The sequence below is a fragment of the Desertivibrio insolitus genome, from assembly GCF_017355965.1.
Lineage (GTDB): Bacteria > Actinomycetota > Actinomycetes > Actinomycetales > Microbacteriaceae > JAFIQW01.
On sequence record NZ_JAFIQW010000002.1, the window covers coordinates 90,305 to 113,806 of the forward strand.

Annotated in this window: 30 protein-coding genes and 1 tRNA gene; 13 read left to right on the forward strand and 18 right to left on the reverse strand. The window is 71.0% G+C overall.

The window, feature by feature from the left end:
• Positions 1-434: 434 nt before the first annotated feature.
• Entirely contained in the window at positions 435-560 is a 126-nt protein-coding gene (locus JUB10_RS14840) for a hypothetical protein (RefSeq protein ID WP_278250307.1), read from the forward strand.
• 568 nt (positions 561-1,128) lie between these two features.
• Here JUB10_RS14840 and JUB10_RS04500 read toward each other — a convergent pair.
• The 3 genes from JUB10_RS04500 to JUB10_RS04510 form a co-directional block, all read right to left on the reverse strand.
• Positions 1,129-1,458 (reverse strand): DUF7882 family protein, encoded by a 330-nt coding sequence (locus JUB10_RS04500; RefSeq protein WP_207454498.1) that lies wholly within the window; start codon positions 1,456-1,458, stop codon positions 1,129-1,131.
• A gap of 45 nt (positions 1,459-1,503) precedes the next feature.
• Positions 1,504-1,851, reverse strand: coding sequence for a hypothetical protein (locus JUB10_RS04505; RefSeq protein WP_207454499.1), 348 nt, complete (start codon positions 1,849-1,851; stop codon positions 1,504-1,506).
• Between the two features lie 62 nt (positions 1,852-1,913).
• Entirely contained in the window at positions 1,914-2,450 is a 537-nt protein-coding gene (locus tag JUB10_RS04510; RefSeq protein WP_207454500.1) for a MarR family winged helix-turn-helix transcriptional regulator, read from the reverse strand.
• Positions 2,451-2,508: 58 nt separating this feature from the next.
• Between JUB10_RS04510 and JUB10_RS04515 the strand changes: the two genes are divergently transcribed.
• Together JUB10_RS04515 and JUB10_RS04520 are read left to right on the forward strand one after the other, a co-directional pair.
• Positions 2,509-3,528, forward strand: coding sequence for an aldo/keto reductase (locus tag JUB10_RS04515; RefSeq protein WP_207454501.1), 1,020 nt, complete (start codon positions 2,509-2,511; stop codon positions 3,526-3,528).
• A 17-nt stretch (positions 3,529-3,545) separates the two neighbouring features.
• Positions 3,546-4,007: a hypothetical protein gene (locus JUB10_RS04520; protein WP_207454502.1), complete on the forward strand. Its 462-nt coding sequence runs from the start codon at positions 3,546-3,548 to the stop codon at positions 4,005-4,007.
• Between the two features lie 9 nt (positions 4,008-4,016).
• On the opposite strand, the gene JUB10_RS04525 is transcribed toward JUB10_RS04520, so the two are convergent.
• Positions 4,017-4,910, reverse strand: a complete 894-nt coding sequence (locus JUB10_RS04525) for an NAD-dependent epimerase/dehydratase family protein (protein ID WP_207454503.1) — start codon at positions 4,908-4,910, stop codon at positions 4,017-4,019.
• A 137-nt stretch (positions 4,911-5,047) separates the two neighbouring features.
• Between JUB10_RS04525 and pcp the strand changes: the two genes are divergently transcribed.
• Positions 5,048-5,677, forward strand: coding sequence for a pyroglutamyl-peptidase I (pcp, locus tag JUB10_RS04530; protein ID WP_207454504.1), 630 nt, complete (start codon positions 5,048-5,050; stop codon positions 5,675-5,677).
• Between the two features lie 80 nt (positions 5,678-5,757).
• Here pcp and JUB10_RS04535 read toward each other — a convergent pair whose 3' ends face one another.
• Together JUB10_RS04535 and JUB10_RS04540 are read right to left on the reverse strand one after the other, a co-directional pair.
• On the reverse strand, positions 5,758-6,603 hold the full coding sequence (locus tag JUB10_RS04535; RefSeq protein WP_207454505.1) for a mechanosensitive ion channel family protein: 846 nt from the start codon (positions 6,601-6,603) through the stop codon (positions 5,758-5,760).
• 111 nt (positions 6,604-6,714) lie between these two features.
• Complete coding sequence (locus JUB10_RS04540) at positions 6,715-7,029, reverse strand: hypothetical protein (protein WP_207454506.1); 315 nt, start codon at positions 7,027-7,029, stop codon at positions 6,715-6,717.
• A gap of 180 nt (positions 7,030-7,209) precedes the next feature.
• On the opposite strand from JUB10_RS04540, the gene JUB10_RS04545 reads away from it, so the two are divergent.
• Both JUB10_RS04545 and JUB10_RS04550 read left to right on the forward strand, forming a co-directional pair.
• Positions 7,210-8,163 carry a hypothetical protein gene (locus JUB10_RS04545; protein ID WP_207454507.1) on the forward strand — a complete coding sequence of 318 codons (954 nt, stop codon included), beginning with the start codon at positions 7,210-7,212 and terminating at the stop codon, positions 8,161-8,163.
• A 52-nt stretch (positions 8,164-8,215) separates the two neighbouring features.
• The gene (locus JUB10_RS04550; RefSeq protein WP_207454508.1) at positions 8,216-8,788 is read left to right on the forward strand and encodes an NADPH-dependent FMN reductase; all 573 of its coding nucleotides are present in this window, start codon (positions 8,216-8,218) and stop codon (positions 8,786-8,788) included.
• Here JUB10_RS04550 and JUB10_RS04555 read toward each other — a convergent pair.
• The 3 genes from JUB10_RS04555 to JUB10_RS04565 are packed head-to-tail and all read right to left on the reverse strand — an operon-like array spanning position 8,785 to position 10,531.
• Positions 8,785-9,564 carry a DNA/RNA non-specific endonuclease gene (locus tag JUB10_RS04555; RefSeq protein WP_207454509.1) on the reverse strand — a complete coding sequence of 260 codons (780 nt, stop codon included), beginning with the start codon at positions 9,562-9,564 and terminating at the stop codon, positions 8,785-8,787. The two genes, JUB10_RS04550 and JUB10_RS04555, sit on opposite strands and share 4 nt — an antisense overlap.
• Positions 9,564-9,776 carry a hypothetical protein gene (locus tag JUB10_RS04560; protein WP_207454510.1) on the reverse strand — a complete coding sequence of 71 codons (213 nt, stop codon included), beginning with the start codon at positions 9,774-9,776 and terminating at the stop codon, positions 9,564-9,566. The genes JUB10_RS04555 and JUB10_RS04560 overlap by 1 nt, the downstream gene beginning before the upstream one ends.
• A gap of 14 nt (positions 9,777-9,790) precedes the next feature.
• Positions 9,791-10,531 (reverse strand): MBL fold metallo-hydrolase, encoded by a 741-nt coding sequence (locus JUB10_RS04565; RefSeq protein WP_207454511.1) that lies wholly within the window; start codon positions 10,529-10,531, stop codon positions 9,791-9,793.
• Between the two features lie 75 nt (positions 10,532-10,606).
• Here JUB10_RS04565 and JUB10_RS04570 point away from each other — a divergent pair, with 75 nt between their 5' ends.
• From JUB10_RS04570 to JUB10_RS04580, 3 genes are read left to right on the forward strand one after another with little or no spacing between them, the layout of a single operon-like run.
• On the forward strand, positions 10,607-11,053 hold the full coding sequence (locus JUB10_RS04570; RefSeq protein ID WP_207454512.1) for an FAS1-like dehydratase domain-containing protein: 447 nt from the start codon (positions 10,607-10,609) through the stop codon (positions 11,051-11,053).
• On the forward strand, positions 11,050-11,460 hold the full coding sequence (locus tag JUB10_RS04575; RefSeq protein WP_207454513.1) for a MaoC family dehydratase: 411 nt from the start codon (positions 11,050-11,052) through the stop codon (positions 11,458-11,460). Before JUB10_RS04570 ends, JUB10_RS04575 begins: the two co-directional genes overlap by 4 nt.
• A complete protein-coding gene (locus JUB10_RS04580) occupies positions 11,457-12,545 on the forward strand; it encodes a UDP-N-acetylmuramate dehydrogenase (RefSeq protein WP_207454514.1) in 1,089 nt (362 codons plus the stop codon). The genes JUB10_RS04575 and JUB10_RS04580 overlap by 4 nt, the downstream gene beginning before the upstream one ends.
• A gap of 143 nt (positions 12,546-12,688) precedes the next feature.
• Here JUB10_RS04580 and JUB10_RS04585 read toward each other — a convergent pair whose 3' ends face one another.
• The gene (locus tag JUB10_RS04585; RefSeq protein WP_207454515.1) at positions 12,689-13,006 is read right to left on the reverse strand and encodes a hypothetical protein; all 318 of its coding nucleotides are present in this window, start codon (positions 13,004-13,006) and stop codon (positions 12,689-12,691) included.
• Between the two features lie 291 nt (positions 13,007-13,297).
• Between JUB10_RS04585 and JUB10_RS04590 the strand changes: the two genes are divergently transcribed.
• Positions 13,298-14,116, forward strand: coding sequence for a DUF72 domain-containing protein (locus JUB10_RS04590; RefSeq protein ID WP_207454899.1), 819 nt, complete (start codon positions 13,298-13,300; stop codon positions 14,114-14,116).
• A gap of 86 nt (positions 14,117-14,202) precedes the next feature.
• Here the strand turns inward: JUB10_RS04590 and JUB10_RS04595 are convergent, their stop codons facing one another.
• The 8 genes from JUB10_RS04595 to JUB10_RS04635 all read right to left on the reverse strand — a co-directional run bounded on the left by JUB10_RS04595 (position 14,203) and on the right by JUB10_RS04635 (position 21,726).
• Positions 14,203-14,829 (reverse strand): response regulator, encoded by a 627-nt coding sequence (locus JUB10_RS04595; protein ID WP_207454516.1) that lies wholly within the window; start codon positions 14,827-14,829, stop codon positions 14,203-14,205.
• On the reverse strand, positions 14,826-16,013 hold the full coding sequence (locus tag JUB10_RS15005; RefSeq protein WP_207454517.1) for a sensor histidine kinase: 1,188 nt from the start codon (positions 16,011-16,013) through the stop codon (positions 14,826-14,828). The genes JUB10_RS04595 and JUB10_RS15005 overlap by 4 nt, the downstream gene beginning before the upstream one ends.
• 3 nt (positions 16,014-16,016) lie before the next feature.
• Positions 16,017-16,874 carry an ABC transporter permease gene (locus JUB10_RS04605; protein WP_207454518.1) on the reverse strand — a complete coding sequence of 286 codons (858 nt, stop codon included), beginning with the start codon at positions 16,872-16,874 and terminating at the stop codon, positions 16,017-16,019.
• Positions 16,871-17,773, reverse strand: coding sequence for an ABC transporter ATP-binding protein (locus JUB10_RS04610; RefSeq protein WP_207454519.1), 903 nt, complete (start codon positions 17,771-17,773; stop codon positions 16,871-16,873). The genes JUB10_RS04605 and JUB10_RS04610 overlap by 4 nt, the downstream gene beginning before the upstream one ends.
• Positions 17,774-17,853: 80 nt before the next feature.
• Positions 17,854-18,417 (reverse strand): dihydrofolate reductase family protein, encoded by a 564-nt coding sequence (locus JUB10_RS04615; RefSeq protein WP_207454520.1) that lies wholly within the window; start codon positions 18,415-18,417, stop codon positions 17,854-17,856.
• Positions 18,405-18,986 carry a dihydrofolate reductase family protein gene (locus tag JUB10_RS04620; RefSeq protein ID WP_207454521.1) on the reverse strand — a complete coding sequence of 194 codons (582 nt, stop codon included), beginning with the start codon at positions 18,984-18,986 and terminating at the stop codon, positions 18,405-18,407. The genes JUB10_RS04615 and JUB10_RS04620 overlap by 13 nt, the downstream gene beginning before the upstream one ends.
• 96 nt (positions 18,987-19,082) lie before the next feature.
• Positions 19,083-20,174: a spore photoproduct lyase family protein gene (locus JUB10_RS04625; RefSeq protein ID WP_207454522.1), complete on the reverse strand. Its 1,092-nt coding sequence runs from the start codon at positions 20,172-20,174 to the stop codon at positions 19,083-19,085.
• A 352-nt stretch (positions 20,175-20,526) separates the two neighbouring features.
• Positions 20,527-21,726, reverse strand: a complete 1,200-nt coding sequence (locus JUB10_RS04635) for a pyridoxal phosphate-dependent aminotransferase (protein WP_207454523.1) — start codon at positions 21,724-21,726, stop codon at positions 20,527-20,529.
• Positions 21,727-22,015: 289 nt separating this feature from the next.
• Between JUB10_RS04635 and JUB10_RS04640 the strand changes: the two genes are divergently transcribed.
• From JUB10_RS04640 to nusG, 3 genes are all read left to right on the forward strand, one after another.
• Positions 22,016-22,088: transfer RNA gene (locus JUB10_RS04640), tRNA-Trp, on the forward strand.
• Between the two features lie 63 nt (positions 22,089-22,151).
• Positions 22,152-22,433 (forward strand): preprotein translocase subunit SecE, encoded by a 282-nt coding sequence (gene secE / locus JUB10_RS04645; protein ID WP_207454524.1) that lies wholly within the window; start codon positions 22,152-22,154, stop codon positions 22,431-22,433.
• 17 nt (positions 22,434-22,450) lie between these two features.
• On the forward strand, positions 22,451-23,410 hold the full coding sequence (gene nusG / locus JUB10_RS04650; RefSeq protein ID WP_207454525.1) for a transcription termination/antitermination protein NusG: 960 nt from the start codon (positions 22,451-22,453) through the stop codon (positions 23,408-23,410).
• The last annotated feature ends 92 nt before the right edge of the window (positions 23,411-23,502 follow it).

The window sequence follows — 23,502 nt, forward strand, 5'->3', positions numbered from 1 at the left end:
TCTCGACATCGATCGATGAGGCGCTGCTCCCGTGCTCGCTCGTGCTCGAGCCGGTCGAGGCTTCGGTGTACGTCTCAGCGGTCCCGTCTGAAGCCCGCGCCCAGGGCCTGTGAAGGACCGCGCGGCTGATGGTTCCCCAACGCGATCTCGAGCACGCGCTGATTCATCGGCTGGTGGACGATGTCTGCGCACGGCGCGACGTTCCCATGTGTTTGCGCCATAGGAGTAGCCGCCCTGCTGCGCGCCCCTTAACTGGGGACACCGACGCTGACGTTGCCCGTTACTCACGGCTCGTTGCGTGCGGGTAAGGTGGTGGAGTCCGGGCAATCCAGCTGAGGATTCGCTTGCGATGGCGGCCAACCAATACAGTCCAGTTCGTGTACCGCCGTCGCAGCCCTGTGATCACCGCTCTCATTGTTTTGCTCTGGTGGCCGATGGCCGCTTCTCTCGTCATGATGTGGTGGGTGTTCTACTACCCGTTCGTCTGGTGGTGGGCGCAGTACGCATTCGTGCGGCGTCGCAGGCGTCGCTTGGCGCCCTTCTTCATGCTCGGTACTTGAACCACGAGCACGTAAGTAAAGAAAACCTCGGGATTGCCGTCCGGGGGGTTCCTGTGGATTCTGAGCGGTTATGCCCCGGAATGTATCCGCCCGCCCTGCTCTCTGAAGGGGCGGCTCGAGCGGCGGGTCCTCCTCCCGCGGTCGGCTAGAAGGGTGCGCAAAAGAGGCACACGGCGTCATCAATTTCACTGCTGAGGCAGAGGTTATAGCCTCAGCCACTCGAGGCGCTCACAGGGGAAAAGTTGCCCTTCGCCTTCCAGAGAATGCTGCGCTGATTGGCATCGGCCGTCCTCGTTTGCAGCTCTCCCTTGCCGTCTCGACCCACGGTTGGCGACGACATCTAGTAATTCCACCCCGCGCCTATCACGCACATTCGACAGCAACGGGTGTCAGGCGCCGCTAGACAGTGCCAAGACGTTCGTGGGGAGAACCCGCAGGGGCAATTCCGCAGAAACCGCTGATAAAGGTTCGCTCATAATCGTGGTGTCGCGGGTTCGAGTCCCGCCCTCGCTACAAAAGGCCCGGAGATCCGGGCCTTTTGTCGTTTCTGCCGTTGGTTTCCGCGGCGCTACGGCCAGCGCACGATGCTGGCGCCGCGCATCAGCTTCTGCTCCGCATCCACGACGATCAGCCCCGTCGAGCTGTTCGCGGACTCGCTGAGCACCTGCACCCACTTCTGGTCGATCGCGATCGCCCGCGACCCGGCGAAGCGGAAGAACGCCGGGGTCGTCGGGGTCAGCCAGATCGACGAGCGCCCGTCGCCGTCGGCGAGGGAGTTCAGCCACGAGATCGCGAAGCTCTCGTTGCGCCGGAACTTGTTCACGATGACGATCTGCAGGTGCGCGAGTAGTCGATCGTCGAACTCGACGGTCGCTCCGTCATAGGAGAGCGTGCCCATGCGCTGTCCCCTCCTCTGCGCCCCGTGCCGTTTCCTGCCGCAACTCTATTGCTCGCCCGGCTGAGTGGTCGCGGCGGGATCCGCGGGATCGAGGCCGAAGTCGCCGATGCCCTCAGAGGAGGGCAGGCGCTGACGCGCACGGCGGGCGAGATTGTGCACCGCCTCGTCGACCGGGAGCTCGACGTGGTCGAGGTCGGTCTCCATCATCACGATCTGACTCGCCGGCCCGATGATGAGGTGGATGCGCCGCACCTTGCCGTCGGTGTCGACGCCGGGGATCTCGACGACGTCGGCGGAGTCGACAATCGCGAGCACGTTCGCGTACTTGATGAGCGCGAGCGCGATGCGGTCGTCGGTGAAGAAGTCGCCGTTGGCGTACGAGACCCGGTACATGCTTTCACCGTGGCAACACCGCCTGGAAGTCAGCACAGAGCGCCGGCGGTCGGAGAGTGGGGTCAGCCGCTCTCGTTCAGGCTGTCGAGCTGTCGCCCGGAGATCTCCCACCGCCGCTCGCTCTGCGACACCCGGGGCGCGCGTCGCTGCTCCGCCTCCGCCTGCTCGATCGACTCCATGATCGAGCGCAGCGTGCCGAGGAACACCTCCCACTCGTCGACGGGCAGCTCCTCGACGGCGTCCACCACGAGCCGCGAGAACCAGTCGAGCGGCAGCCGCGTCTCGGCATCCGGCGACGGCTCGAGCGTGCGGAGCCGCCGGTCGGTGCTGCGGCGGTGGCGCACGACGAGACCCGCCTGCTCGAGGCGGTCGACGAGGGCCGTCACCGACCCGGAGCGCAGCCCGAGGATGACGCCGAGCGAGGCGGGGGTCAGCGGCTCGTCGCGGTCGTAGTGCTCCACGATCGCCCGGTACGCCGAGCGCTCGAGAACGCTGAGCGACTCGCCGCGGCTCTCCCGCTGCGAGCGCGCCTGCGCCGAGAGCAGCGCGTCCATCACGACGAGCATGTCCGTCCCGCGGTCCGTGCGAGTGTCGCTCACGGTCATATGATCCACCACTCGCGGTGTACTGCTCGCCACATAGGGGAACTGCTCGGTTATGCAGTACCGCACCCTCGGCCGCTCCGGCGCGGTCGTCTCCTCCTACGCGCTCGGCACGATGACCTTCGGCTCGGAGTCATCCGAGGAGGTGTCGCGGCAGCAGCTCGACACGTTCCTCGACCACGGCGGCACCCTCGTCGACACCGCCGACGTCTACAGCGCGGGCGAGTCCGAGGCGATCATCGGCCGCTGGCTGCGCGACCTCGATCCCGCGCGGCGCGACTCGGTCTTCCTCGCGACGAAGGGCCGGTTCCCGGTCGGCGTCGAACCGCGCGACGCGGGCATCTCGCGCCGCCACCTCCGCCGTGCGCTCGACGCGAGCCTCACCCGGCTCGGCGTCGACCACGTCGACCTGTACCAGTTGCACGCGTTCGAGCAGGTGACCCCGCTCGAGGAGAGCCTCGGCTTCCTCGAGTACGCCGTCGCGAGCGGCAAGATCGGCTACGCCGGGCTGTCGAACTTCACCGGCTGGCAGCTGACCAAGGCCGTCGCGCTCGCGGGCAGCCGGGTGCCGCTCGTGTCGAACCAGCCGCAGTACAGCCTGCTCGTGCGCGAGATCGAGTGGGAGGTCGTGCCCGCCTCGCTCGACGCCGGGCTGGGACTGCTGCCCTGGTCGCCGCTCGGCGGAGGCTGGCTCACCGGCAAGTACCGCGCCGACGAGCGGCCGACGGGAGCCACGCGGCTCGGTGAGGATCCGCAGCGCGGCGTCGAGGCCTACGACCGGCGCAGCGGGCAGGAGCGCACCTGGAACGTGCTCGCCGCCGTGCAGGACATCGCCGAGGCCCGCGGCATGCCGCTCGCCCAGGTCGCCCTGGCCTGGCTGAGCGGCAGGCCCGGCGTCGTCGCGCCGATCCTCGGCGCCCGCACCGTCGAGCAGCTGGAGACCAACCTCGGTGCCGCCGACGTGCAGCTCGACGAGTCCGAGCGGTCGCGCCTCGACGAGGTGAGCGCTCCGCCCGCCGCCGACTACCCCTATGGGGAGATGGGGCAGCAGCAGCGCCACCGTCCCCTCGGCTGAGGCGGTAGGAAGAAGGGGTGACCGCGCCGACGCAGGACAGCGCACCACGGGTGCTGCTCTACGGCGACGCCGAGGGGCTGCTCGAGGCCTTCCGGCACGGGCTCCAGGAGGGCGGGGTCGAGATCCTCGAACCGGATGACTCGCGCGACCTGCCTCCCGAACAGCGCGCCGACGTCGCGGTGCTCGCCCTCCGCCACGAGACTGCGCGCTCCGACCTCTACAAGGCGACGCAGGCGGTGCGCGAGACGAGCCGGTACCTCACCGACCGTGCGGTGCGGGTCGCCGTCATCCAGCGCGGACCGAGCCGGCTGCTGCCGCGCCGGGTGCTGCGGCCGCTCGCCGCCGAGATCCTGCTGCAGGTCGAGGCGGGCGGGGTGCGGCCGCCGCAGGCAGCCCGGTGGCGGCGGGTCGGACGCACTCGCGCGCTCGCCGCGATCGAGCGCGCGGGACTCCGGGTACTGCGGGTGTCGCCCGCCTAGCGGCGGCCGCTAGGTCGTGACGCGCTCGAGTTCGCTGCGCCACGACCGCGTCGGCGCCCAGCCGAGCAGGCGCTCGGCCTTCTCCGCGGTGAACAGCGGCCCGTCGGCGGGCAGGTCGGCGAGCAGCGGTGCGAGTGCCGGGTACGACGCGGTCAGCAGTTCGCGCACGTCGCCGGTGCACAGGGCGTCATCCGCCCCGACGAAGAAGACCTCGCCGTTGAGCTCGGGCCGGGCCGCCTCGATCCAGCGGAGCACGAACTGCCCCGCGTCGCGGGCGTCGACGTAGTTGAACAGCGACACCACGGCGAGCGAGGGGTCGGCCAATCGCTCGGCGATCGTGTGCCCCTGCTGGGTGGGAGCGCCCTTCCACTCCTCGGGGGCGAGCACGAAGCACGGACGAAACGCGCCCCACACCTGGCCGCTCGTGCTGCGGGCGAACATGCCCACCGTCTGCTCGATCAGGAGCTTCGACAGGGCGTAGGCGTTCCACGGCGCGACGGGGTGCGTCTCGTCGAGGGGCAGGTGCACGGGCAGCCAGCCCTGGGGGTTGCCGTACCCGATCACCGTCGGGCTGCTCGCGGCGAGCACCGCCGGGGTGCCGACCGCGGCCGCCGCCCCGAGCACCGACATCGCGAGGGCGGCGTTCGTGCGCAGGATGACGCCCTCCGGCGCCGAGAACGGCACCGCGATGGCGGCGAGGTGCACGACGGCGTCCGGGCGCTCGGCCTCGAACAGCGCGAGCGTCGCGTCCTCGTCGGTGAGGTCGACCGCGACCTCCCGGGCGGGGCCGTCGTCGCGGATGACGCGGTCGACGGGCACCACGTCGTGTCCGCCGGCCGCGAGCTCGGCGACGACCGTGCGCCCCAGGCGTCCTGATCCGCCGGTGACGAGCGTCTTCGTCATACGTCTCCTCGAGGTGCAGCAAGCGCTTTCCCCGCGCTCGGTGTCGCCATGGTACGTGCTTTCGCGTCTCGAAGAAAGCGCTTACACGACCAGTTGCGGCCTCGGTGCGCGGCCCCGCGGCGGCTATGGTTGGCCCGATGACCACCGTGCTGCTCACCGGCTTCGAACCCTTCGCGGGCGACCCGGTCAACCCGTCCTGGCAGGCGGTCGAGCGCCTCGTGCGCGAGTGGAGCGGCGGCGCGACGCTCGTCGCCGCGCGGCTGCCCGTCTCGTTCGACGGCGCGGATGACGCGCTGCTCGCCGCCATCGAACAGCACCACCCCGACGTCGTCATCGCCACCGGCCTCGCGGCGAACCGTCGCGGCATCACGGTGGAGCGGGTCGCGATCAACGTCGACGACGCCCGCATCCCCGACAACGACGGCGCGCAGCCGGTGGACGTCCCGATCGAGGCCGACGGCGCTCCGGCGAGGTTCAGCACCCTGCCGATCAAGACGATCGTCGCCGCCCTGCACGGCGCGGGCCTGCAGGCATCCGTCTCGAACTCGGCCGGCACGTTCGTCTGCAACCACGTCTTCTACACGCTGCAGGGGCTGCCGGGGCTCCGCTCCGGCTTCGTGCACGTGCCCGCGACCACCGAGCTCGCGGGCGACGACGCGCTCGCCCCCGACCTGACCGAACTCGTGCGCGGGCTGCGCGTGGCCGTCGAGGCAGTGCTCGCCCACGAGGGCGTCGACCTGCTCGTGTCGGGCGGCACGCTGAGCTGACATGTAGAGGGGGCCGGGACCTCGCGGTCCCAGCCCCCTCGGTGGTGCTCCCGGCGTTCGGGTCGCCGGGTCGCGTCCACTCAGCCGCGCGGTGTCGTCGGGTCGACGGGCGGCGGAGGGGTCTGGGTGTCCACGCGGTCGGCCACCGCGGGCGGCGGCGGGGGAGTCGCGGTGGAGGTCTTGCGGCTGCGCGGTGCGCGCGGGGTCTTCGCGGTCGGCGCGGCCTGGCGCACCTGCTCGGTCACGCTCGGCGCGGCATCCGCCTCGGCCTTGGCGCGCGGCGCCTCCTGCTCGGCCTTGGCGAGCCAGGTCTCCCAGCGCGACTGCATCGGCTTGATGAGACCGCCGCCGACGCCGACGACGAGGATGCCGCCGATGATCGCGAGCACCGCGATGAGCACCGGGGTGGTCACGGTCGTGGCGATCTCGACCTGGTTCAGGGCCGCGGTGATGCCGAGGAAGATGATGAAGATCGACGCGATGTTCGCGACGATCCGGCCGTAGGAGAGCCCACCGAGCGTGTTCTGCAGCAGCGTCTTGACCCCGGCGGCGATCGCGGCGGCGACGATGACGATGATGATCGCGACGACGATGCGCGGCAGGAAGGCGATGATGCCCTCGAGCAGGTCGCTGACCGGGTTCGGGCCGAAGACACCGAATGCGAACTGCAGCACGAAGAGGACGAGGGCGTAGTAGACGATCTTCGCGATGATGTCGGAGGCGTCGAACTGCGACTTCTCGAGCGCCTTCTTCACGCCGCCGCGCTCGACCAGGCGGTCGAAGCCGACGCGCTCGAGCACCTTCTCGAGGCCCTTCGAGATGAGCTTCGCCACGATCAGCCCGACGATCAGGATGACGAGGAACAGCAGCAGTTGGGGAACGAAGTTCACGACGGTGCGCAAGCCGTCTTCGAGCACGTCAGGCATGGCTCTCCTACTTTCTCGAGGTCGTCCCTCCTGCTGTCCCACTCCTGAGCGTGCTCCAAACCTCCGCTGGCGGACGTTCAGCCGATGCTCAGCGAGCGGAGGGCGCCGGCGTCAGCCGCGGTACCTGTCGACCTGCGTGATGAGGTGCCACGGGTGCAGCGGCACCCACTTCGGGTAGCCCTGGAACGGGCCGGGGCCGGCACCCTCGGGCACGCGGAACTTCAGCGACCGGTCGGCCGCCGCGAGCGACGTGAAGCGGCCGACCAGCCGGCGGTCCTCCGACCGCTCGGCCCAGGTGACCACGCGGAAGTGCGGCGGGTCGGTGTCGATGCGCCGGATGAGCGCGGCCGGACGCCTCGGATCGTCACGCACGACGACCCATTCGCAGTCGCTGATCTGGATCGGCGGCCAGGGCGGTTCCCACATTCCTGCTTCCCGTAGTCGAGTCGATACGTCGAAGCAGCCGGCCCTGCGCAGAACACTGTACGTCGTCCCGCCGACGTCGCCCAGGGGCGACCGGGGGAGCGCGGGTCATCCCGATCGGGGGAGCGCGAATCATCCGATCGGGGGAAAGACCCGGCGCCCGCACGTCCCTAGCGTCGAGGCATGGTCACCGCGTTCCGCTCCTACCACCGTCCGCTCCTGCTGCTCGGCGCGGCGATGGCCGCGCTGACCGTCGTCGCCCTCGTCGGGCTGGTCGTCGACCCGCGTGAGGTCACCGGCCTGCCCCTGTGGGCGAAGCCCCTCAAGTTCGCCCTGTCGACGCTCATCTACGCCCTCACGCTCGCCTGGCTGCTGTCGCTGCTGCCGGGGAGGAGCCGCATCGCCTGGTGGGCGGGCACGGTCGCCGCCGTGGGGCTCGCGCTCGAACTCGTCATCATCACCGGCGCGGCCGCGCTCGGCACGACGAGCCACTTCAACGTCTCGAGCCCGCTCGCGACGGCGCTGTGGAGCAGCATGGGTACGCTCATCGGCATCGTCTGGGTCGCCCAGATCGTCGTGGCGATCGCCCTCTTCCGTGCACCCCTCGGCGACCCCGCGCGCTCCCTCGCGGTGCGGTCGGCCGTCGTGCTCGGCCTCGCGGGCATGGCCCTCGCGTTCCTCATGACCGCCCCGACCACCGCGCAGCTCGCCGACTTCCGGGGCATCGCCGGCGCTCACACCGTCGGCCTCCCCGACGGCGGCCCCGGGCTGCCGATCCTCGGCTGGAGCACCGTCGGCGGCGACCTGCGCATCCCGCACTTCGTCGGCATGCACGCGCTGCAGGCCATCCCGCTCGCCTGCTGGGCGCTCGAGCTGGCCGCCCGGCGGGTGCCGGCGCTTGCGGATGCCACCGTGCGCGTGCGCCTCGTCGCGATCGGCACCCTCGCCTACGCCGCGGGCATCGCGCTCGTGACCTACCAGGCGCTGATCGGTCAGTCGATCGTGCGGCCTGACGGGATCGTCGCGGGACTCGCCCTCGGGATCGTCGGGCTCGCGTCCCTCGCCAGCGTCGCCGTGATCGCGGCGGGAGCGCGCCGGGTCGCGAGCGCTCGGCTCGTACCCGTTCCCGCGCCCTGAGGCATCCGCAAGCCCCTTACCCGACGAAGTGGGGCGGCATAGCGTGCGAAGAGTGCGCACGTATCAAGTCGGTTACTTCGTCGGCAGCCTCTACTCGAAGTCCATCAACCGGGTCCTCGCGAACGCGCTGATCCGGATCGCTCCCGAGGAGCTGCAGTTCACCGAGATCGGCATCCGCGACCTCCCGCTCTACAGCCCCGACTACGACGACGCCTACCCGCCCGCCGCCGTCGAGCTCAAGGAGGCGATCGGGCGGTCGGATGCCGTGCTGTTCGTCACCCCGGAGTACAACCGGTCGATCCCCGGGGCGCTCAAGAACGCGATCGACTGGGCGTCGCGGCCGTGGGGTCAGAACTCGTTCGACCACATCCCCGCCGCCGTGATCGGCGCCTCGATCGGTCAGATCGGCACGGCCGTCGCCCAGCAGAGCCTGCGCGGCGTGCTGAGCTTCTGCAACGCCCGGCAGATGACCGCGCCGGAGGCCTACATCTACTTCAAGCCCGAGATCTACGGCGACGACGGCACCATCCACGACGAGAGCACCGAGAAGTTCCTCCGCACCTACATGGAGGAGTTCCGCGACCACATCCAGCGCGTGCTGACGGTGCTCCCGCGCAGCGTCTAGAGCGCGACGTCCGCGTAGGAGGTGAGCTCGCGCCAGCCGGCGCCGGGCCGCACCCCCGCGGGCACGAGCCGGTCGGCGGCGGTCAGCTCTGGCATGGCGAGTCCGGTCAGCTCGGCGATCTCGGCCACCGGCACCTGGAAGGTGCGGAACCCGCCGAGCGGTGGCAGCGCCTGGCGCAGGCCCAGTCCGGCGAGCAGCGTGGACTGGTCGAGCAGGTACGCCGTCGCGGCGAGGCCGCTGCCGTCGTGCCAGGCGGCGACCTTGAAGAAACGGCGCGGAAGGAGGGCGCCCCGGTAGAGCGGGTCGCCGTCGGCGAAGACCGGACCGGTGATCACGCTCAGCCGGCCGTCGTACCGGCGCGCGTGTTCGAGGATGTGGTCCTCGAGCCCCAGCCAGAGCTCCTTCGACTGGTTGAAGCCGGCGGCTTGCGGAGCCGCGTTCGTGTAGTGGAACGTGTCGGAGTTCGCCCGCCGGGCGACCTCCCGCGGCCCCCACACCGGGTCGCGCCGGCGCACGAGGTGGCCGCGGTCGAGGTCGTTGCGGGCGTACAGCTCCGGCCCGAGCTGGGCGTCGCCCGCGCGCTCGTCGAGGCGCCAGTCGTCACCGCGCTCCAGCTCGACGAGGGCGGAGCCGTCGATGTTGACCGCCGCATAGAAGGCGAGCCGTCGCTCGACGCTCTGCTCGACGGTGAAGTGCTCGTAGTCGAGGGTGATCGAGTCGCCGGGGGCCGCCGGCAGCGGCATCCGTTCGCCGAGGAAGTCCTCGTCGAAGCCCATCAGACCTGCTTCCAGGTGCCCTCGCTGATCTGCTCGGCGATCCGCGTCACCTCGGGGTGAGGGATCGGCTCCTGCCTGTCGGGGGTGACGGAGCGCAGCGACTCGTGCAGCACGGCGAGCACCTGGTCGACGGGCAGACGGTTGTGCGAGGCGTTCACGTTGGCGATGACCTCGCGCACCTTCGGGTCCTCGAGGTAGTTCTGCTCCGCCATGTCGATCCTTCTCCTCAGTCGTGCGGAGTCCGGGCCAGCTCGACCGCGGACGCGATGCCCTCGGTCCACGGCTCTCCGTGCCCGGGCAGCACGAGTCTGGCGTTCGTTTCCGTCAGATGAGTGAGAGAGGCGAGGGCGTCCAGATGGTTCTTCGTCGCGGCGCCCGAGATGGTTCGGGGCCCCTTCTCTGCCGTGTACGGGTCGAGCGTCACGAGGGCGTCGCCCGTGAGCAGTGCGCTCTGCTCCTCGAACCACAGCGCGACGCTGCCGTCGGTGTGCCCGGGCACGTGGATCGCGATCGGCGACCCCGGCACGCCGAGCGAGACCCCGGTTCCGAAGTAGCGGGTGTCGCGCACTCCCTGGATGCCGATCGCGCCGCCGAGGAGCATCTTGCCGAGCGGTCCGAGTCCCTTCGGGTGGCGCACGATGGCCGCGGTGCGGGAGTGCTCGTGCTGGTAGTGGTACGGATGCCGGGCGAGGTGGTCGTCCTCGGGATGCACGTAGACCGTCGCCTTCGACGTCTTCCGCACCCGCTCCGCGACGCCGACGTGGTCGAAGTGCCCGTGCGTCAGCACGACGGCCTCGATGTCCTCGACGCGGCGGCCGAGCTCGTGCACGGCGTCGAGCAGGTGCCGCCACGACTTCGCGAGGCCGGCGTCGACGAGCAGCAGGCGCTGACCGTCCTGCACGAGGTAGAAGTTGGTGTCCGCGTGCTCGATGCGGTGGATGCCCGGGGCGACGTCTCTGTGCAGCATTCTTCGACACTACGTCGGGGCCCCCGGAGGAGCGCCAGCCCCCTCCGACGGAGCCGCCGCCTCTAAACTCGTCGGGTGCCTGTGAACCCGGAGCTGCAGGGGCGGACCTTCCCGCCCGTCGCGCCCTACCTCGTCGGGCGGGAGAAGGTGCGCGAGTTCGCCCGCGCCGTCTTCGCGACGAGCCCGCTGTCCCTCGACCCCGAGGCCGCCCGCGCGGCCGGCTACGCCGACGTCGTCGCCCCGCCCACCTTCGCCGTGGTCGTGCAGGAGCACACGCTCGCCCAGCTGCTCGCGGAGCCCGGTGCCGGCATCGACTTCTCGCGCGTCGTGCATGGCGACCAGCGCTTCAGCTTCACCCGCCCGATCGTCGCCGGCGACGAGCTCACCGCGACGCTCACCGTGACGAGCGTCAAGAGCCTCGGCGGCAACAGCATGGTGACGGCGCAGTCCGAGATCGTCGACGCGGCGGGCGAGCACGTCGTCACCGCGATCTCGACGCTCGTCGTGAGGGGGGACGCATGACTTCCGTGCAGGACGCCACCGTCGGCGACGTCGTGGCCGAGGCCACCTACGAGCTCACGCGCGACTCGCTCGTGCGGTACGCCGGGGCATCCGGCGACTTCAACCCGATCCACTATCGCGACGACGTCGCCGCCTCGGTCGGGCTGCCGGGCGTGCTCGCCCACGGCATGCTCACGATGGGGCTCGCGGTGCAGCCGGTCGTGGACTGGGCGGGCGACCCCGGTCGCGTCGCCGACTACCAGGTGCGCTTCACCCGCCCGGTCGTCGTCGACCCCGCCACCGGCGCGACCGTCTCGGTCGTCGGCAAGGTCGGCGCGGTGACGGATGACTCGGTGCGCGTCGACCTCACCGTGACGTACGAGGGCCAGACCGTGCTCGGCAAGGCCCAGGTGCTCGTCCGCCGATGACGTCACTCGCCGAGTTCACCACCCTGCGCGTCGGGGGTCCGGCCGCGCGCCTCGTGCGCGCCTCGACCACCGACGAGCTCGTCGACGCCGCCCTCGAGGTGTGGGCGACGGACGAGGAGTGGCTCGTGCTCGGCGGGGGCTCCAACCTGCTGGTCGGCGACGACGGGTTCGACGGCACCGTGCTGAAGGTCGAGACCCGCGGCATCCGTCGCCTCGACGCGGCGCCCGGTCGTGCCCGCATCCGCGTCGAGGCCGGCGAGGACTGGGAGGCGCTCGTCGCCTACACCGTCGAGCAGGGCTGGGCGGGGCTCGAGCCGCTGTCCGGCATCCCCGGGTCGACCGGTGCCTCGCCCGTGCAGAACATCGGCGCGTACGGCGCCGAGGTCTCGTCGAGCCTCGCGGCGATCGACTTCTTGGATCACGAGACCGGCGACCGGATGATGCTGAGCGCCGTCGACCTCGCCCTCGGTTATCGCACCTCGGCGCTGAAGCGCGGCCGCCGCGGCATCGTGCTCGCGGTCGAGTTCGACCTCGCCGACACCGGCGGCGTCTCGACGCCGGTCGCGTACCCGCAGCTCGCGACCGCGCTCGGGGTGCAGCTCGGCGACACCGTGCCGCTCGCCGACGTGCGCCGGGCGGTGCTCGAGCTGCGCCGGAGGAAGGGCATGGTGCTCGTCGCCGACGACACCGACTCGGTGAGCGCGGGCTCCTTCTTCACCAACCCGATCGTGCCCGAGAACGAGGCGCGCAAGCTGCCCGAGGACGCGCCGCGCTGGCCCGTCGATCCGGAGCCCGAGGACCTCGTGCTTCCGCTCGGCGAGGTTCCCGCCCCGCGCGCTGTGCAGCCGGCCCGGGTCAAGCTCAGCGCCGCGTGGCTGATCGAGCGCGCCGGCATCGGCCGGGGCTTCGCCCTGCCCGGCTCCCGCGCCGCGGTCTCGTCGAAGCACACCCTCGCGCTCACGAACCGGGGCGGCGCCACCGCGGAGGAGATCTCGGAGCTCGCGCGCTACGTGCAGATCCGCGTGTTCTCGCAGTTCGGGGTTCACCTCGAGCCGGAGCCGAACCTCATCGGCATCAGCCTGTAGCGCCGGCCCGCCGGTAGGCGGCTTTCCCGTCGGCTTCGCCCGTTTCCCGTCGGTCGAGTAGGCGGCGCGGCGGCCATATCGAGACCAGCCGCTCATCCCGACCGCGCAGCGGCCGTATCGAGACGCAACCCCTCAGCAGCCGCTCACGCCGCCCACGCGAGGCTCACGCCGGCGAGCAGGGCGGCGGCACCGCCGATCCACGCCCACACCCGCGCCCGGCGACTCGTGCCGCCCCTGCCAGCCGCGACCAGCGCGACCACGACCGCGGCGACCCCGAGCACGACCGCGGCGATCTCGACGACGAGCCACGGCGACACCTCGTACTCGAACGCGGGCATCGGCACGACGACGCCGATTAGCCACGAGTACGACAGCGCCCACGAGACCACGGCGGCGACCCCGAGCGCGACGACCGCGCGGTTCGTCCCGCTCTCCGTCCGGCCTCCGGTGCTGGCGCCCACAGGCACATCCAACCGTCTTCTGCTCCCGGCCGCGAGGCATCCGTCGCAACCTCGCCATCGGCCCCCGACGCCGCCATCTGTCGATGGCGGGCTCGCCGCTTCGTGGCGGGGTCGGATGCCGCCGGCGCGAGCGCGCCCGATGCAGGGTGCATGCCCGAGCCCCCTCACGCTCGGAGCGCCGAATGTACGGAAACCGCCGCTTCGAGCCGGGCGGCACAGCAGTTCCCGTACAGTCGCCGCCAGGTGAGCTCGCCCCGAGGCATCCGCCGCCCATCGGGGTACCGCAGGAGCATGGCGGGCGTCGTGCGGATCGGGATCTCCGGCTGGCGGTACGCCTCCTGGCGCGGGGTGTTCTACCCGAAGGGACTGCCGCAGCGGCGCGAGCTCGAGTACGCAGCCGAGCGCATGGACAGCGTCGAGATAAACGGCTCCTTCTACTCGTTGCAGAGCCCGGCAAGCTACCGCCGCTGGCGCGAGGCGGTGCCGGCGGACTTCGTGTTCGCCGTCAAGGGCGGCCGCTTCATCACGCACATGCGCCGGCTGCGCGGCGTCGAGGGCGGCCTCGCCAACTTCTTCGCGAGCGGCCTGCTCGCGCTGGGGCCGACGCTCGGGCCGGTGCTCTGGCAGCTGCCCGAGAGGGTGCCGTTCGAGCCCGACGTGCTCGCGGCGTTCTTCGATCAGCTGCCCCGCACGACGACCGAGGCGGCGACGCTCGCCGCGCGCTACGACAAGGAGCCGCGCGGAGGCACGGTGCTCGAGGCGGAAACCGAGCAGCCCATCCGGCACGCCCTCGAGGTGCGGCACGAGAGCTTCACCCGACCGGAGGTCCCGGAGCTGCTGCGCGAGCACGACATCGGCCTCGTCGTCGCCGACACCGCCGGCCGCTGGCCGCTGCTCACCGACGTCACGAGCGACCACGTCTACGTGCGGCTGCACGGGTCGCAGGAGCTCTACACGAGCGGTTACACCGACGAGGAGCTGACGCGGTGGGCGGATGACATCCGTGCCTGGCGCGACGCCGGGCTCGACGTCTACGTGTACTTCGACAACGACGCGAAGGTGCACGCCCCGTTCGACGCGATCCGCCTGCGCGAGCTCGTCGCCGGGTAGCGCGGTCGACAACGGAGGAGAGATCGGCGTTCCCGGTCGATTTCGGACCGGAAACCGCGAGAACTCCTCCGTCAGCGACAGCCGGTTCAGCGCCGCGGCAGCAGCCCCAGCTCCATGGCCCGGGTCACCGCGCGTGTGCGATCGCTCACCTCGAGCTTCTCGAACACGTGGGCCAGGTGGGTCTTCACGGTCGCCTCCGACACGAACAGCCGCTTCGCGATCGACGGATTGCTGAGCCCCTCCGCGACGAGGGCGAGCACCTCCGACTCGCGCGCGCTGAGACTCGGCCCGACGGGGCGGCGCACCCGGTTGACGAGCAGCGCGGCCATCCGCGGCGCGAGGGCGACGCCGCCCTCCGCGACCGAGCGGATGCCCGTGAGGATCTCCTCCTGCGGCGCCGCCTTCAGCAGGTAGCCGCTCGCCCCCGCCTCGATCGCGGTGAGGATCGCCTCGTCGGACTCGTACGTCGTCAGCACGACGATCTTCGTCTCGGGCCGCGCCGCGAGGATGCGCGCGGTCGCCTCGTCGCCCTCGATGCCCGGCATCCGCAAGTCCATGAGCACGAGGTCGGGTTCGAGACCGGCGGCGAGCGACACGGCCTCGAGCCCGTCGGCGGCCTGCCCGACCACCTCGATGTCGTCGGCCGAGTCGAGCAGCGCGACGATGCCCCCGCGGACGATGGGGTGATCGTCCGCCACGAGCACCCGGATCACCGGGCGACCTCCGGCTGCGCGACGGCCGCCACGGGCAGCGACGCCGCGACGCGCGTGCCGCCCTCGCCGCTGTCGAGCGCGAGGCGCCCGCCCGCGAGCGCGAGCCGCTCCCGCATCCCGTCGAGCCCGTAGCCGGGCGCGGATGCCGCGGGGTCGAACCCGACGCCGTCGTCCTGCACGATCACCTCGGCCCGGCCGGCGTCGATGCCGAAGCTCACGGTGACGCGGCGGGCACGGGCGTGCTTCCGCACGTTGGCGAGCGCCTCCTGCGCGCAGCGCAGCAGCACGACCTCGCTCTCCCGGGGCAACTCCGCGCCCTCGGGGGCGTCGACGATCACGGTCACCCCGGTCTCGCGCTCGAAGCGCTCGCCGAGTCGCACGAGGGCGGGGCGGATGCCGCCGCTGCCGAGTTCCACGGGCGCGAGCGCCGCCACGACCGAGCGCGCCTCGACGAGCGCCGCGCGCGCGGTCTCCTCGAGCACGGCGAGGGTCTCGGGTAGCGTGGCATCCGCCGACTGCTGCTCGCGCCGGGCGCGCTGCGCGAGCAGCACCACCCCGGTGATGCTCTGGGCGACGGTGTCGTGGATGTCGCGGGCGAGCCGCTCGCGCTCGGCGAGCACGCCAGCGTCGCGGTGCGCCTCGGCGAGCTGCTCGCGGGTCGCGGTGAGCTCGTCGATGAGCGCCTGCCGGCGGGTGCTGCGCTCGGCGATCGACGAGATCCAGAAGCCCATGCCGAGGCTGAAGCCGAGCGACACGACCGCGGTGACGAGTCCGCTGAACAGGCCCTCGGCCGGCCCGAGCGCGACGACGAACGCGACGAAGACGACGACCGCGCTCACCGCGTTGGCGACGAGCGCCCGGCGGCGGCTCAACGAGTAGGTCCACACCAGCGGGTAGACGATGCCCTGCATGAGCGCGAGCTCCGGCAGGCTCGCGACGCCCATGCCGAGCGCCCCGATCGTCAGCACGGTCGCCGTCGTCGATGCGCGGGGGTCCTGGCCGCAGCCGTCGACGTCGCCGATGCCGCGACGGCCGAACAGGAACCACGTCGCGAGGAAGAGGGCGAGCGCGACCGCGCCGCCGATCGAGCGCGCGAGGCCCTCGTCGGCGGCGACGATCACGCCGGCGAAGAGCGCCGTCGCCGCGAGGACGACGCCGCTCCACACCTTGACGTTCTGTTGCACGGGCTAACTGTCCTTGCGGATCCACCGGAACGTCAAGCGGGTCAGCACGAGCCCGACGACGAGCCAGGCGGCGCCGACCAGCGCGACGAGCCCGAGGTCCCACTCGCCGGAGGGTTCGAGCGCCGCGAACTCCTCGGGCAGGAAGACGCTGCGCATGCCCTGCGCGAACCACTTCAGCGGGAAGACGGATGCCACCTGCTGCAGCCACTCGGGCAGCTGATCGAACGGCAGGTACACGCCCGACACGAACTGCAGCACGAGCGTGATCGGGATGATGACGGCGCTCGCGCTCTTGCCGCTGCGGGGCACGGCGCTGATCGCGATGCCGAGCACCGCGCTCGTCAGCACCCCGAGCACGAAGACCCAGGCGAAGGTGGCCCACGCGGCGGCATCCGTCGGCAGCGGGACGCGGAACACGACGGCCGCGAGCGCGAGCAGCAGCGCCGCCTGAAGCAGTCCGGTGACGAGCACCTGCCCGAGCTTGCCGAGGAAGTAGCTCGTCACCGGCAGGGGAGTGCCGGCGAGGCGCTTCAGCGTGCCGTCGCTGCGCTCGAGCGCGATGTCGACGCCGAGGTTCTGAAGCCCGCTGAGCAGGATGCCCGCGGCGAGCATGCCGGGCAGGTAGTACTGCGCCGCGTCGACCTCGTTGCCCGGGCTGCCGAACGTGCCCTCACTGAACGCGGTCGAGAAGATCGTGAGCAGCAGCGCGGGGAAGAGGAAGGTGAAGAAGACGGTGTCGCCGAGGCGGAAGTAGGCGCGCACCTCGTAGCGGGCGCGGGCCAGGCCGAGCGCCAGCGTGCGGGCGGGCGGGTTCGCGAGCCGCGCGGGCGCCGCCGGTCGGGTGAGTTGCTGCGTGGTCATCGTGCCGCCTCCGTCGCGGTGTGGGCCGGGGCATCCGTCGTGCCGTGCTCGCCGAGGTGCTTCTCGAGCAGGGAGAGGTAGACGTCCTCGAGGCTCGGGCGGATGATCTCGAGGGCGTCGGGCTCGCGGCCGAGCTCGTCGATCAGGTCGCGCACGACGAGACCGGGTTCGGTCGTGCGCTGCTCGCGCAGCTCGCCGTTCACCCGCCACCGCACGATCGGCGTGCGGGAGTCGGCGCCGCCGAGCTCGGCGATCGGGCCGGATGCCACGACGACGCCGCCCGCGATGACGGCGGCACGGTCGCTCAGCTGGGCGGCCTCGTCGAGGTAGTGGGTCGTCAGCAGGATCGTCGTGCCCTCCGCGCGGAGGGAGCGGATGAGCTCCCAGAAGCGGCGGCGGGCCTCGGGGTCGAACCCGGTGGTCGGCTCGTCGAGGAACAGCAGCTCGGGCCGGCCGATGATGCCGAGGGCCACGTCGACGCGGCGGCGCTGACCGCCCGAGAGCTTGCGGATGAGCGTATCGGCCTTCTCCTCGAGCCCGACCGCCGCGATCACGTCGTCCGCCTTGCGGGGATTCGGGTAGAACGAGGCGAAGTGCCGCAGCTGCTCGCGCACGGTGACGGAGCCCTGCTCGCCGCCTGACTGCAGCACGATGCCGAGCCGCGACTTCCAGCCGAGCCCGCCGCGGCCGGGGTCGACGCCGAGCACGGATGCCTCGCCGCCGGTGCGGTCGCGGTAGCCCTCGAGGATCTCGATGGTCGTGGACTTGCCGGCGCCGTTCGGGCCGAGGAGGGCGAAGGTCTCGCCCTCGTGGATGTCGAAGTCGACGCCGCGGAGGGCGTCGTGGGAGCCGTAGCGCTTGCGCAGGTCGCGCACGCTCACGACGGGAGCTGTGGTCATGCATCCAGGCTCCCGCTCCGGCGCCCGCGGCGACAGCGGTGCACCGGCGGAGATCGGCATCCGCCGATCGGACGATGCCGTCAGCCGGACAGCACCCGGTACCGGAGGAAGGAGATGCCGCCGCCGAGGCGCCGCTCCTCGAGCAGGTCGAGGTCGAGCCGCAGTCCGTCGGGCAGGAACCGGGTGCCACCGCCCACGGCGACCGAGGTGAGGTAGGGCGCGATCTCGTCGACGAGCCCGGCGCGCAGGGCGTGCGCGGCGAGGGTCGGACCGTCGATCGTGAGGTCGCCGCTCGTCTCCTCCTTGAGCCGGCGCACGGCATCCGGATCGAAGGTTCGCTCGATCCGAGTGCGCTCGCTGGACACCTCGGTCAGCGTCGAGGAGTAGACGACCTTGTCGGCGGCCTGCCACACGCGCGCGAAGTCGAGGCCGACCTCGGGCTGGTCGGGTTCGAGGTGCGCCGTCTCCCAGTAGGCCATCGTCTCGTACATGCGACGGCCGTAGAGGTAGGTGCTCACCGAGCGGGTGCGGTCGTTGATGAATTGGTGCGTCTCGGCATCCGGCACGGCCCAGTCGAAATCGCCGCCGGCGTCGCTCGTGTAGCCGTCGAGCGAGGTCAGCATCGAGTAGATCAGCTTGCCCACGGTCCCGTCCTTTCGCCCTGCACTCGGAAGCGCAGGTAGCCGTTGCGTCCGAGCCGCCGTTGATCGAGCAGCTCGAGGTCGAGCCGCAGCCCGTCGGGCAGGAACCGCTTGCCGCCGCCGAGCACGACCGGAGCGACGTACGCCGCGATCTCGTCCACGAGTCCCGCCCGCAGCGCCTGCGCCGCGAGGGTCGGCCCGGCGATCACGAGGTCGCCCGCGGCCTCGTCCTTCAGCCGCCGCACGACATCGGGCTCGAAGCTCCGCTCGAGGCGCGTCCGCGGCGTGGACACCTCGGGCAGCGTCGTCGAGTACACGATCTTGTCGGACCCCTGCCACACGGCGGCGAAGTCCTCGTCGAGCTCGCTCGCACCGGCGTCGCGGTACGCGCTCTGCCAGTACGTCATGAGCTCGTAATTGCGTCGCCCGTACAGATGCGTGCTGACCGGGCGGAACGACTCGGTGACGAACGCGAAGGCCTCCGGTCCCGGGTCTCCCCAGTCGAAGTCGCCGTCCGCGTCGGCGACGTTGCCGTCGAGCGACATGGTCATCGAGTAGATCAGTACGCCCACGGCCGCCCCTTCGCTCCGCGAGCAGTCTGCTCGCACGCGCCGTCGACGGCAACGCCCGAGGCATCCGGCGACGGCGGCACGCCCCCTGAATCGGACCTAGAAGGCGTACCGGATGTCGCAGTACGGCACCTTCCGCGCCGCGAGCGCCTTGAACTGCGCGAGGTAGCCGCGCTTCGCCCCCGACTTGTAGCGCACGTTGAGCGCGCCGTTCTGCGAGATCTTGTTCTCCTGCAGGTCGGGTCGCCAGAGCACCTCCTCGGCCTTCGGATGCCAGCCCAGGTTGACCTCGTGCAACTGCTCGTTGTGGGTGAGGAAGATGACCTCGCTCGAGAGCTGCGCCTTCGCGCGCTCGCTGAGGGCGGCGTCGAGCTGGTCGAAGAGCTCGCCCCACTCCTCGAGCCACCCGTCGGCCACGATGACGGGCGAGAAGTTGACGTGCACCTCCCACCCCGCCTCGACGAAGTCGTTGATCGCCGCGATGCGCTCGGCGATCGGCGAGGTGCGGATGTCGACGAGCTTGGCCATCGGCTGCGGCATGAGTGAGAAGCGGATGCGGCTGCGCCCCTGCGGGTCCCACTCGAGCAGGTCTCGGTTGACGTACTTGGTGGCGAACGACAGCTTGGCCGTCGGCTCGGTCTTGAACAGTTTGACGAGGTCGCGAACGTTGTCGCTGACGAGGGCGTCGGCCGAGCAGTCGCTGTTCTCGCCGATGTCGTAGAGCCACGACTCCGGGTCGCACTGGTTCGGCTCGGTCTTCACGCCCTGCCGGCCGATGTGCCGGTGGATGCTGCCGGCGATCTGGTCGATGTTCGAGAACACCGTGATCGGGTTGCTGTAGCCCTTGCGGCGCGGGACGTAGCAGTAGGCGCACGCCATGGCGCAGCCGTTCGCGGTCGACGGCGCGATGAAGTCGGCGCTGCGCCCGTTCGGCCGCACGGTGAGGCTCTTCTTGACGCCGAGCACGAGCGCCTCGGTCTTGATGCGCACCCAGCGGCGCACGTTCGCCTCGTCGCCGTGCAGTTCGGGGATGCGCCAGTGGCTCTCGACCTCGACGAGGTCGGCGTCGGGCCAGCGCGCGAGGATCTCCTGCCCGCGGGGCAGTTCGGCCGCGGCGCGCTCGTAGTAGATGCGGGTGATGTCGAGCAGCGGTCGGGTGCGCGGCTCGGTAAGGGTCAGCTCGGGAGGCATCGCCAGCAGTATGGGCCCGACCACCGACATTCCAGCGGGGCGCGCACCAACACCGGCTGCCACTGGGACCGGGGGCCACTAGGACCGGGTGCGCACTGGCTCGTGCGCCCACCAGGACCGGACCCGACGGTGAGTGGATGCCTCAGCGCTGAGTGGACAGCGGAGGTTCTGCCCGCTCAGCGATGCGTTGTCCACTCGCGGGGAGCGCGGGGAGCGCGGGGAGCGCGGGCGTCGTGGGCAGCGCGGGGAACGCGGGAACCGCGGCAAGCGCGGCAAGCGCGGAAAGCGCGGGAGTCGGGGGTCGCGGGCAGCGCGGCCCGCGCGAGCACGCGGAAGCCGCGCGCCCGCGACGTCAGCCGAACAGTCGCTGCAGGCGGCGGACGCCCTCGAGCAGCGGCTCGTCGCCCAGCGCGTAGCTCAGGCGCAGGTAGCCGCTCGGGCCGAACGCCTCGCCGGGCACGGCGGCGACCTCGGCCTGCTCGAGCATGAGATCGGCGAGCTCGAGCGACGTCGTGGGCGTCGAGCCGTTCCACTCGCGGCCGAGCAGCCCCGTGACATCCGCGTACACGTAGAACGCGCCCTTCGGCGTCGGCACCGTCAGGCCCTCGATCGTGTTGAGCTCGCGGACGATGGTCTGCCGGCGGCGGTCGAACGCCTCGCGCATCGCGGCGACCGCGTCCTGCGGACCGGTCAGCGCGGCGAGGGCGGCCCGCTGCGACACGTTCGAGACGTTCGACGACAGGTGCGACTGCAGGTTGCCCGCGGCTTTGATGGCGTCGGCGGGGCCGACCATCCAGCCCACGCGCCACCCGGTCATGGCGTACGTCTTGGCGACGCCGTTGACGAGAATGGTCTGCTCGGCGAGGGCGGGCACCGCCTCGACGATGGACTGGGCGGTCACGCCGTCGTAGGTGAGGTTCTGGTAGATCTCGTCGCTGATCACCCAGATGCCGTGCTCGAGCGCCCACTCGCCGATCGCCTTGGTCTGCTCGGGTGAGTACACCGATCCGGTCGGGTTGGACGGGGAGACGAAGAGCAGCACCTTGGTGCGCTCGGTGCGCGCAGCCTCGAGCTGCTCGACGGTCACGAGGTAGTCCTGCTTGCTGCCGGCGAAGACCTCGACGGGCACGCCGCCCGCGAGCTTCACGGCCTCGGGGTAGGTGGTCCAGTACGGCGCGGGCAGCAGCACCTCGTCGCCCTCGCCGACGAGGGTCGCGAAGGCCTGGAACACGGCCTGCTTGCCGCCGTTCGTGACGAGCACGGCGGATGCCGGCACGTCGAGCCCGCTGTCGCGCCGGGTCTTCTCCACGATCGCCTCGCGCAACTCCGGCAGGCCGGGCGTCGGCGTGTAGCGGTGGTTCTTGGGGTCGCGGGCCGCGGCGACGGCGGCCTCCACGATGTGCTCCGGCGTCGCGAAGTCGGGCTCGCCGGCGGCGTAGCTAACGATGTCGCGCCCCTCGGCCTTGAGGGCCTTCGCCTTGGCGTCCACCTTGAGGGTCGCGGACTCGGCGATCGCGGCGATGCGGGGGGAGATGCGGGAGTGCGAGGTCACCAGGCCAGCCTATTGAAACGGATGCCTCCGAGACGACGGGTGTCCGGGGCTGCGGCGCCGAGGCATCCGGGGCCCTCTCCAGCGGAGGCGGGATACGCTGCCGGTTCGGACACCACGTCGTGGCCGGGCGGGCTGCACGCCGCCCCGAAGGGGGCTGGCTGTACTTCCCCCCTGGCCTCGCCTACACTTGTCCGAGCGTGGTTGAAGCCCACAAGATTCTGCGTGCCGTTTTCCCGGCCGATTCCCTTCCGGTGACTCGATGCGGAGCCTTGTGGTCGAACACCAGCGAAGGGCGGTGGCTCAATTGGTAGAGCAGCGGTCTCCAAAACCGCAGGTTGCAGGTTCGAGTCCTGTCCGCCCTGCAGATGGGATGAGCAACCCGGCGAATCCCGTTCGGCCGAGAACTGGCGAGAGGTAATCAGGTAGTGGCGAGGAAAGTCGTCGACGAGCCCAGTGAGGACGTCGTTGCCAACGCTCGCAAGGAGCGCGCCGCGCGCCGCAATCCGTTTGCGCGCATCGCTCTCTTCCTGCGTCAGGTCTTCGGCGAGCTCCGCAAGGTCGTCCGACCGACGCGTCGGGAGCTGCTCACCTACACCGCGACGGTGCTCGTGTTCGTCGTCATCATGATGGCGATCGTCTCGGGTCTCGACCTCGCGTTCGGGTGGGCCGTGTCCTGGGTGTTCGGCGACGGCACCGCGGTCCAGTGAGAAGGAACTGATTCAAGTTGACTGACAAGCGCGACGACCTCGACCTGGCCCCCGCGGCCGAGCAGTCCTCCGAGCCCGAGGACCCGCAGGAGGGCAGTACGGCCGCCCTCGACCAGGACATCGAGAGCCCCGACCGCGCGGCGATGCACGTCGACGCGCCCGCCGGCGAGGACGACACCTACGACGTCGACAGCCTCGTCGAGGCCCTCGAGGAGGCGCACGACGAGCAGGCTGACGCCGTCGTCGACGACGCCCTCGACATCGACTCGATCGACGAGGCCGAGGCCGCCGTCGAGGCGACCGACGACGAGGCCGAGGATGCGGCCGAGCTCGCCGCCGCCGACGAGGACGAGACCCCCGCCGACCCCTACGAGGCCTTCCGTGCGGAGCTGCGCGCGAAGCCCGGCAAGTGGTACGTCATCCACTCCTACGCCGGCTTCGAGAAGCGCGTGAAGCAGAACATCGAGAACCGCAAGGTCTCGATGGAGGTCGAGGACTACGTCTTCGAGGTCCAGGTCCCCATGGAGGACGTGGTCGAGATCAAGAACGGGCAGCGCAAGCTCGTCAACCGCGTGCGCATCCCCGGCTACGTCCTCGTCCGCATGGACCTCAACGAGGACAGCTGGTCGGTCATCCGTCACACCCCCGGCGTCACCGGCTTCGTCGGCAACGCGCACAACCCGACGCCGCTTCGCTTCGAAGAGGCGTTCAACATGCTGAAGAGCACCGTTCAGGTCGTCGAGGCGCCCACCAAGGCGGCCGGCGCGAAGGGCCAGAAGGCCGCCACCCGCGTCATCCCCGCCGAGGTCGACTTCGAGATCGGCGAGACGATCACCATCAAGGAGGGCTCGTTCGCGGGTCTTCCCGGCACGATCAGCGAGATCAAGCCCGAGAGCGGCAAGCTCACCGTGCTCGTCTCCCTGTTCGAGCGCGAGACCCCGGTCGAGCTCAGCTTCGACCAGGTCACCAAGCTCTAGTCGCGCGCGAACTTCCGCCGCCCCGGCGGAATCGCAGCGACGTGCTGCCCGTTACAACTTCAGAACCACCGGAGCCCGGAGATACCGGGTTC

Bases quoted from the DNA above. Each gene is read 5' to 3' on its own strand.
- JUB10_RS14840 (WP_278250307.1), top strand. From the start codon at position 435: ATGGCCGCTTCTCTCGTCATGATGTGGTGGGTGTTCTACTACCCGTTC.
- JUB10_RS04500 (WP_207454498.1), bottom strand. From the start codon at position 1,458: ATGGGCACGCTCTCCTATGACGGAGCGACCGTCGAGTTCGACGATCGA.
- JUB10_RS04505 (WP_207454499.1), bottom strand. From the start codon at position 1,851: ATGTACCGGGTCTCGTACGCCAACGGCGACTTCTTCACCGACGACCGC.
- JUB10_RS04515 (WP_207454501.1), top strand. From the start codon at position 2,509: ATGCAGTACCGCACCCTCGGCCGCTCCGGCGCGGTCGTCTCCTCCTAC.
- JUB10_RS04525 (WP_207454503.1), bottom strand. From the start codon at position 4,910: ATGACGAAGACGCTCGTCACCGGCGGATCAGGACGCCTGGGGCGCACG.
- pcp (WP_207454504.1), top strand. From the start codon at position 5,048: ATGACCACCGTGCTGCTCACCGGCTTCGAACCCTTCGCGGGCGACCCG.
- JUB10_RS04535 (WP_207454505.1), bottom strand. From the start codon at position 6,603: ATGCCTGACGTGCTCGAAGACGGCTTGCGCACCGTCGTGAACTTCGTT.
- JUB10_RS04540 (WP_207454506.1), bottom strand. From the start codon at position 7,029: ATGTGGGAACCGCCCTGGCCGCCGATCCAGATCAGCGACTGCGAATGG.
- JUB10_RS04545 (WP_207454507.1), top strand. From the start codon at position 7,210: ATGGTCACCGCGTTCCGCTCCTACCACCGTCCGCTCCTGCTGCTCGGC.
- JUB10_RS04555 (WP_207454509.1), bottom strand. From the start codon at position 9,564: ATGGGCTTCGACGAGGACTTCCTCGGCGAACGGATGCCGCTGCCGGCG.
- JUB10_RS04560 (WP_207454510.1), bottom strand. From the start codon at position 9,776: ATGGCGGAGCAGAACTACCTCGAGGACCCGAAGGTGCGCGAGGTCATC.
- JUB10_RS04565 (WP_207454511.1), bottom strand. From the start codon at position 10,531: ATGCTGCACAGAGACGTCGCCCCGGGCATCCACCGCATCGAGCACGCG.
- JUB10_RS04575 (WP_207454513.1), top strand. From the start codon at position 11,050: ATGACTTCCGTGCAGGACGCCACCGTCGGCGACGTCGTGGCCGAGGCC.
- JUB10_RS04580 (WP_207454514.1), top strand. From the start codon at position 11,457: ATGACGTCACTCGCCGAGTTCACCACCCTGCGCGTCGGGGGTCCGGCC.
- JUB10_RS04590 (WP_207454899.1), top strand. From the start codon at position 13,298: ATGGCGGGCGTCGTGCGGATCGGGATCTCCGGCTGGCGGTACGCCTCC.
- JUB10_RS04605 (WP_207454518.1), bottom strand. From the start codon at position 16,874: ATGACCACGCAGCAACTCACCCGACCGGCGGCGCCCGCGCGGCTCGCG.
- JUB10_RS04610 (WP_207454519.1), bottom strand. From the start codon at position 17,773: ATGACCACAGCTCCCGTCGTGAGCGTGCGCGACCTGCGCAAGCGCTAC.
- JUB10_RS04625 (WP_207454522.1), bottom strand. From the start codon at position 20,174: ATGCCTCCCGAGCTGACCCTTACCGAGCCGCGCACCCGACCGCTGCTC.